The organism is Klebsiella sp. C283, from assembly GCF_048822555.1.
Lineage (GTDB): Bacteria > Pseudomonadota > Gammaproteobacteria > Enterobacterales > Enterobacteriaceae > Klebsiella > Klebsiella quasipneumoniae.
In genome coordinates, this window is sequence record NZ_JBMEZS010000032.1 from 1 (window position 1) to 8003 (window position 8003).

The following is an 8003-nucleotide window of genomic DNA, read 5'->3' on the forward strand; positions in this document are numbered from 1 at the left end:
ATATAAACTGGTTGGGCAGGGAGGCATTCAGTGCTGACTTTGCCAGCCAGCCACAACTTATGTGGTCACAATAATATTACTTTAAGTGGAACACATAGAGCATACAATATGGGATGTACAAAACCGACCGGTTTCGTACATGTAAGATATAGTATGTCCGAAAGTTAGTGTTTTTAGTTTCGGACATGCGCTATAATAAGTACATCCATTTCGTACATAAAATAACTATATGTCACGAGTTTTTGCCTACTGCAGGGTATCGACCCTCGAACAGAACACTGAAAACCAGCGTCGTGAGATCGAAGCGGCCGGCTTTTCCATCAGACCCCAGCGACTGATTGAAGAGTACATAAGTGGTTCAGTCGCGGCTGCTGAACGCCCTGGATTTATGCGTCTCCTTGATCGAATGGAAAACGGGGACGTTTTAATCGTAACGAAGCTGGATCGCCTCGGGCGAAACGCCATGGATATCAGAAAAACCGTTGAGCTACTTTCTGCGTCAGAAATACGGGTACACTGCCTGGCGCTGGGAGGGGTAGACCTCACCAGTCCGGCCGGAAAGATGACAATGCAGGTAATCTCGGCGGTTGCTGAATTTGAGCGCGATCTGCTACTTGAACGTACACATGCTGGTATTGCGCGGGCTAAGGCATCCGGAAAGCGTTTCGGCCGCCCGCCGGCTCTGGATGACGAACAAAAGAAAGCGGTGTTCTTGCGTCTTAGTGAAGGGAAGAGTATCAGCGCGATCGCCCGCGAATTTGACACCACACGGCAGACCATTTTAAGAGTGAAAGCGATAATGGAGGACGCTGATGCTCGTTCATGAGTTGCTTTTCTGAGTATGTCTGCTTTGTGCCAGGAGCAGACATTAACGACCAAGCATTGGCGGCAATTGAGCTCAGCGCAATTGCCGTTCAAGTGCAACTCCGTTCTATGTGATTGCTGCATTGATTCGTTTATATCTTTGGGTAAAGGCCTCTCTGCCACCTTCCATCACTCTGCATATCTCATCGCGTATGGAAGGTTCTTGAAGACCCCCTTGCGTCACAATTCTGGTTTGGCCAGACCGAATATCAAGGGCAATGACGTTTTCCGCATCACCATTCACGACGATGTTAGCGTTGTGCGTGACTACTAAAACCTGCCGTTTTTGTTTGATCTCACGCAATTGCGTTACGATCAGATCATAGATCAAGTGGTTATCAAGATCATCCTCAGGCTGATCAAGTATAAGAGGCTCATTGCCATATGAAAGGATAAATGCAAGGAGAGCCGCCGTTTTTTGCCCCGGAGATCCTTGCTCTACGGGTTTGAAACTCTCGCCGTTCTTGAGGCTATATCTGATATCCAGAGAATCACCAGGAAACCAGCACTGAATTCGATCTATCTGTTCCGGAGTTAGCCCCTGAATGTGGGATACAAAACGTCGATCTTTGCAGGAATCCACCGCCACAGTATCGTTTTCATGGATTGCAAGTAGCGATGATTTTATTTTCTCAATTTTATCATCCATAGTATTGGATTGGTCTTGCGTTAAATAAGCCAGCAAGCCCTCATCCCCGTCAACAACTCCAATGTCGCGGTCAAATCCGCCACTACTGCGGCCGATCAGGTTACGGAATTCTTCCTCAACCGTAAGCTTGTTTCCAAACGGAATGACATTGATCTGTACATATGAATTGCCGACGAGGGTATCCTTGAGAAAGTCCTCACGGAGCTTGGTTATCAATGCTCGATGCTCATGGAGCTTGACCAAGTATTCTTCCGCGCTCTTCTGATGCTGCGCAAGAGTTTCTCTCTTTTTGTCGAATCCCTTGAGCTTATCTTCGAAATCTTGTCGCTGCTTAACCAGAACACCATATGCAGATGGATCACCTGCGTCTGCTGCGCTGAGTTGACCGAGGAGGCCGGTGTATTCATGGCTCGCCGCTGTAATTCTTTTCGATATTCCCAAGTCTGACCGAGTTTGATTCCATGAGTTCTTTACATCATCAATCCGCTGCGCGATCGAGTTCATCTCTGTCTGAAGCTTCTCAAACGTCGCACGGATGCCCTTGATGGTATCGAAGAGTTCTTTGTCATCCGCATTCCCAATGTCGAAATATTGTAGATCCAATTCTGCTGGCAGCAGTCTTCCAGAAATATCTCGGACCTGTTCGGCGGAACCCTCCCAAGTCGTTACCCAAGAGTCCATAGCCTTACTCTGGTTCTGTCTGAGTTGGTAAGCCTTAAGGACATCCGCGTGGCCCGCCTTTTCAAAAACATCGAGTTTGCGTTTGACGTCTTCAAGCTGACCTTTGGTTACCGATTCCTCCTGAAGCCCGGTCTGAACTTCACGCTCTTGGGCGCGAAGCGAGAAATATTTGGAAACCAGTTCATCCCACTTAAGCTGCCAATCACGATGATTGACCACCGCGGCATCATCGACAACTTGCAAGAGTGCTTGGGGATGCTTTGCCAATTCGAATATCTGTTTCTGGCTGTAAATCCTGACAGGAAATCGTTGTGCTATGTCTCCCTCGGAAGCACACCAGACTCCGGGAGCGGTCTCTTCCTCGATGCTGTATATGTCGTCGGTATTAGACCAGGTGATTCGGAAACGGCCACCGTCTTTTCGAAAGCCTACAGTTATTTTCGTGGAATCTTTTAACAGCCCTTCATCTTGGCGGTCTTTCGAAGTTTGACTGTATTTGGTAAATTCCTTTTCAAGGCTCTTGGGGATTTCTCCCTTTCGTTTAAGAGCAATCCGCAGGAATTCCAACGATGTCGATTTCCCAGTGCCTCGTCCACCAATGATAGTGTTGAGCCAGGGGTTCAGTTGACAAGATAAAGATTGCCCTCGCCCTAAGTACTTCGCATCATCAACCACGATACTTTCGATGGCAAGTTGTCCATGGATATTGGGGTCACCAGTGAAGTTGTCCGACCGCTTCAGTGAAAGAGCACCATCAATGAGCGCCAGCCGTAATCCGTCATAAGATGGCTCCGACATTTTTACCCAAGTGAAATGGCTACCCGGATAGCGTTGATTTCCGGTACCGGACGGATGATGGGAATCGGTTCCAAGAATCTCTGCCCAATTCAAATTCTTGCTAATGTAGAGCTGCGGTTTTGCTTTAGCAAGGTCCGTTACCTCCATAGCAAAAACACATTTGTTGTCAAGCACCTGCTCTAGTGTGTTGCCCGTACAGACCGTAAAAAGTCCGCTAACCTGATCTACATGAGCAGGTATTGCAAGCCCTCCTGACCTAGCAATTTCGTCGATCACCTCAACTGCCGAGCATTCAGAGCAGCCGTCGCTCTTTCCTTTGGTGGCGCGATACCTGACCGCACCAAGCAGTGAGTCGATATCAGAGGTTGTCTTGTCTTCTCCGAAAATGGCCAGAATATGGATATTCCCCTGAACAGTAAGCTCAACACCAGGGAATAAGTAGAGTGGTCGATAATCTTCATGACTCTCAGATGCCAGTTCCTTGAGTGCATGCTTGAGCGGATCAATCCAAGCGCCTGAATTATGGTCCGTGACAGCGACACAATCGATGCCTTGTCGCATGTAGTTGAGCAGCCAATCTTTATGAGTGATCTGCATATACTGGGCCTGATTAGGGCCTTTTCCATAATCGTCCGATGCCGGAGTGTGATTATGGAAGTCGAATTTCCACCACCGAGAACCAATCCAGTTCATTTGTACCGTTCCTATTCTTTTTATTAGTGCGGCTGCGCGAGGTCGCTAACTTTGCAAACTAGATTACCTTGTAAGGTTGGGAAGTCCAACGTCCGCTGTTCGCTCATAGCGGACTTTAGCCAGCTGCAGGATTTGACCTTGCATTGCACCATCAGAATCTGGCGAGCCGTAGGAGCCCAGAAGGATACTTTTCTTTTTTCTGATTACAGTCGGTTTCAGCTGCAGGCAGAGCATCTACAAAAGCCTTCCTAGCAGCTTCTGTCTGACTGTGGAAAAATGACGAGTTGAATTTCAGGACAACAGAGGGATATGTATGTCGGCTTTTCATAACTGGCTACTTGAGATCGCAGGCGGGAATTACTTCGTTTACATTAAACGCCTTTCCGCCAATGACACTGGCGCAACAGGCGGTCATCAGGTCGGGCTTTATATCCCTTCTGGTATCGTTGAGAAGCTATTTCCGTCTATCAACCATACCCGTGAGCTCAACCCTTCAGTCTTTATCACAGCACATGTGTCATCACATGACTGCCCGGACAGCGAAGCCCGGGCAATTTATTACAACAGCCGTCATTTTGGTAAAACCCGAAACGAGAAGAGGATTACACGCTGGGGAAGAGGCAGCCCGCTTCAAGATCCTGAAAATACCGGAGCCCTGACTCTTCTGGCTTTCAGGCTTAATGAGCACGGCGGGGACAGTACGGCTGTCGACATCTGGGTCTGCGTCAGCCCTGATGAAGAGGACATTATTGAGACGGCTATTGGTGAAGTGATCCCCGGAACGCTTATATCCGGGGCTGCCGGGCGAATCCTAGGCGGCCTGTCTCTGCAGCAAATGCCCGTTAATCATAAATACACTATCCCGGAGGACTGGCAGCAGCGCTTTCCGTCCGGAAATGAAATTATTGAGTATGCCGCCGGCCATTATGTGAAAAATTCCCTTAATCCGGATGAGCAGCTTATTGACCGTCGGCGCGTCGAGTACGACATTTTTCTGTTGGTTGAGGAACTCCATGTTCTGGACATAATCCGGAAAGGATTTGGCTCCGTGGATGAATTCATTGCGCTGGCCAACTCTGTCAGTAATCGTCGTAAATCCCGGGCCGGAAAGTCACTGGAGCTGCACCTGGAGCATCTCTTCATTGAGCACGGGCTACGGCACTTTGCTACGCAGGCAGTTACGGAGGGCAATAAAAAACCTGACTTCCTTTTCCCTTCCGCAGAGGCTTACCACGACGCCGAATTTCCCGCAGAAAATCTGCGTATGCTGGCAGTTAAGACCACCTGCAAAGATCGCTGGCGCCAGATACTGAATGAAGCCAACAGAATTTCTCCGGTTCATCTGTTTACGCTGCAGGAGGGCGTATCACAGGCACAGTACAGAGAAATGCAGGCGGAAGGGGTCAGGCTGGTCGTGCCGTCGTCAATACATAAAAAATACCCGGAAGCGGTAAGGGCAGAATTAATGACGCTGGGCGCCTTTATTGCCGAGCTCACAGGGCTTTACGCCGATCTTGCTTAAATAATCTCCCGGCATACCCTGCCGGGAGGTGCACTCAGATGTTATCCACCTTCCCAGCACCGGCAGAAACGGCTTTCAGAATGTAAGGCTCCAGCAGTCTCGCAACCGCTTCAAACACAGGAACCACTACGGAGTTACCGAACTGACGGTAAGACTGCGTGTCCGACACCGGAATACGGAAAGGCCTGCCGTCGGGCTTCTCGAAGCCCATGAGGCGCGCGCACTCACGCGGCGTCAGCCTGCGTGGCCGATGCGCCTGATTTTCTTCGTTCGCGAAATCTGTTTCACCCGTAGCCATATCCCAGCCACGATCAATCAGAATTTCAGATCCGTCTTTGTGATAGCGGGCAGAAAGCGTACGGGCAACGCTTTCCCTGTTTTCAGGGTTTACCAGGCCAAAACCGAAGCCGTTCCCCTTAGCCGCGTGCTTTTTGGCGTAGTTGTAAAGGTACTCCCAGAGCTTTGGCGTCAGGATATATTTGCTGTCCACCACTGGCTCCAGTAGTTCGCCAAATGACGGCCGCTGTTCCGGATAAAAACGACTGACATCCCGCAGGGTAAAACCCTGGTGAATATTCAGATCGCGGCGGAAACCAACCAGCACGATACGTTCACGGTGCTGAGGCAGGAAATGCTTTCCGTCGATGACTTTAGGATCGCTTTTGCCCATGTCAGCCGCATCCGCCACTTCATAACCCAGCTCGTCCAGGGTCTCCATAATGACTTTAAAGGTTTTACCCTTGTCATGGCTCTTCAGGTTTTTAACGTTTTCCAGCACAAAGACAGCCGGCTTTTTGGCGCGGATAATGCGCGCGACATCAAAGAAAAGGGTTCCCTGCGCTTCACATTCGAAACCGTGCGCCCGGCCGAGTGAGTTTTTCTTACTCACGCCAGCAAGGCTGAACGGCTGACAAGGGAAACCAGCCAGAAGTACATCATGATCCGGCACATGCTCGTCAATGTAGGCATAGGCATCAGTTTCTGGTACTTCAGGTTTGTCACTGAGCGTAACTTCCCGGATATCGAGATTAAACGTGTGTGCCTGCTCATCGTTAAACCAGTTGGCTTTATACGTGCGCACAGCCTCTTTATTCCATTCACTGGTAAAAACGCACTGGCCACCGATGGCTTCAAAGCCTTTTCGTATACCGCCAATGCCGGCAAACAGGTCAATAAACCGGAAAGCATAGTCCGGGTGATGCGCTGGCGCTTCCGGCAGCATTTTTCGCAGAAGAGCCTCTTCGGCTGACGTCAGCGACTTAGGTGAACACTTACCATTAATCCAGCGATTAAGAGTCTCGCGAGTCCACTCGTTTTTGCCGACTTTCCTAAGTAACTCGGCCACGTACTTCTGATCATAGATTTCCAGCACCTGCTCAATTAGCTTTTTATCATTTTCCTGCCGGAGCTTTTCGTCTATCTCTGCTTTCTCAAGCAGATCCTGCGCCAGTAATTCAAATTCAGACATAATGCCTCCAATGGGTCTTATAGGTGAAACTTTATCACTCATCTGACCCAGAGGGAAAGGTTTAATCTGGATATTTAAACAGTACCAACCATCGATAGCTGCTGTTTCTAAAAAGCACCTTAAGTGAGGCTTGGAACGGGAAATGGCTTCTTTACATAGTGATATGAGATTTATTAAGAGGGGAGTTAAGCGATCTTTACAATCGATCACGCTACGTGAATTCTGCTTAAAATTCGGCAGGTATGGCATAAAGCGGAGAAAATCGGCCCAGTATACTTTATATGTACCACCCAAAAAGATACCGGGTAATTTTATTGTGACTACTTAAGTGATACCATGATGAGCAGTACCACTTAAATGTTACCATCAGGACAAAAAATGTTCGTTTTTGGGTATCTCCGGGCATCCACTTCAGAGCAGGATGCCAGCCGGGCAAAAAATGTACTGAAGGCGTTTGCAAACCAACATGGCCACCGTATTGCTGGCTGGTATATCGATAATGTCTCCGGTACGACAATGAACCGCCCTGAACTGATCAGGCTTCTTGGTGATGCGGAACCTGGTGATGTGATCCTCATTGAACAGGTCGACAGGCTCACTCGCCTGGATGATGCAGGCTGGGAGACACTCAGAAAGCAAATTACAGACAAGCAGCTGGCCATCGTCAGTCTTGATCTACCGACCAGCTATCTGGCGCTATCCAGCACAGTAAGTGATGACTTTACCCGAAGCATGCTGAAGGCCGTAAATGGCATGATGCTGGATATGCTGGCCGCTATTGCCCGAAAAGATTACGAAGACCGTCGACGTCGACAGTCAGAGGGTATCAGTAAGGCGAAAGCAGAAGGAAAATACCGGGGCAGGGTGGCCGATGCGCAGAAACACGAACTGATTCGCACTCTGCGCCTGGTCAATGGAAAATCGCTGCGAGAAACAGCTCGCCTGGCTGGCGTTTCTAAAATGACTGTGATCCGGGTCTGCTCCAGCGCTGATAAATAACGTTTACAAAGGAAGTAAGATGAAAACAAAAAAGATACCCCTGGTAATTTATACGGTAATCGTTGCAGGACTCACTATTCTGGGAACGCGACTCTACGACTCCGTTTCGGACACAACAGATCCTGCCATTGCAAATGGTCCCTTCTGGGCTGGATTGTGTGTGAAAACGGACAGTAAAGATGGAATGAATGAATTAATTTGTTCGAATATCAGGATTTTCGTGAAAGCCGAAGATTATGATCGCTCTGTTCGCAAACGTGAGTTGTCCGGCATCCTGAATGATTGATATGCGAGAAGACTGACTGAGCGGCCTTACAGGAAAGAAAAAC

At 48.9% G+C, this 8003-nt stretch carries 6 protein-coding genes; 4 read left to right on the forward strand and 2 right to left on the reverse strand.

From position 1 onward, the window contains the following. Nucleotides 1-229 precede the first annotated feature (229 nt). The gene (locus ACOI7Z_RS26425) at nucleotides 230-826 is read left to right on the forward strand and encodes a recombinase family protein (RefSeq protein ID WP_032635043.1); all 597 of its coding nucleotides are present in this window, start codon (nucleotides 230-232) and stop codon (nucleotides 824-826) included. Nucleotides 827-931: 105 nt separating this feature from the next. Here ACOI7Z_RS26425 and ACOI7Z_RS26430 read toward each other — a convergent pair whose 3' ends face one another. Further along, nucleotides 932-3685 (reverse strand): TrlF family AAA-like ATPase, encoded by a 2754-nt coding sequence (locus tag ACOI7Z_RS26430; protein ID WP_075606932.1) that lies wholly within the window; start codon nucleotides 3683-3685, stop codon nucleotides 932-934. 307 nt (nucleotides 3686-3992) lie between these two features. Here ACOI7Z_RS26430 and ACOI7Z_RS26435 point away from each other — a divergent pair, with 307 nt between their 5' ends. Beyond that, nucleotides 3993-5207 carry a type II restriction endonuclease gene (locus tag ACOI7Z_RS26435; protein WP_148237948.1) on the forward strand — a complete coding sequence of 405 codons (1215 nt, stop codon included), beginning with the start codon at nucleotides 3993-3995 and terminating at the stop codon, nucleotides 5205-5207. A 34-nt stretch (nucleotides 5208-5241) separates the two neighbouring features. On the opposite strand, the gene ACOI7Z_RS26440 is transcribed toward ACOI7Z_RS26435, so the two are convergent. Continuing rightward, nucleotides 5242-6675 carry a DNA cytosine methyltransferase gene (locus ACOI7Z_RS26440; RefSeq protein ID WP_075606933.1) on the reverse strand — a complete coding sequence of 478 codons (1434 nt, stop codon included), beginning with the start codon at nucleotides 6673-6675 and terminating at the stop codon, nucleotides 5242-5244. Nucleotides 6676-7053: 378 nt separating this feature from the next. Here ACOI7Z_RS26440 and ACOI7Z_RS26445 point away from each other — a divergent pair, with 378 nt between their 5' ends. Both ACOI7Z_RS26445 and ACOI7Z_RS26450 read left to right on the forward strand, forming a co-directional pair. Further along, nucleotides 7054-7674, forward strand: coding sequence for a recombinase family protein (locus ACOI7Z_RS26445; protein WP_020314642.1), 621 nt, complete (start codon nucleotides 7054-7056; stop codon nucleotides 7672-7674). Nucleotides 7675-7693: 19 nt separating this feature from the next. Continuing rightward, nucleotides 7694-7960, forward strand: a complete 267-nt coding sequence (locus ACOI7Z_RS26450; protein ID WP_022644719.1) for a hypothetical protein — start codon at nucleotides 7694-7696, stop codon at nucleotides 7958-7960. The last annotated feature ends 43 nt before the right edge of the window (nucleotides 7961-8003 follow it).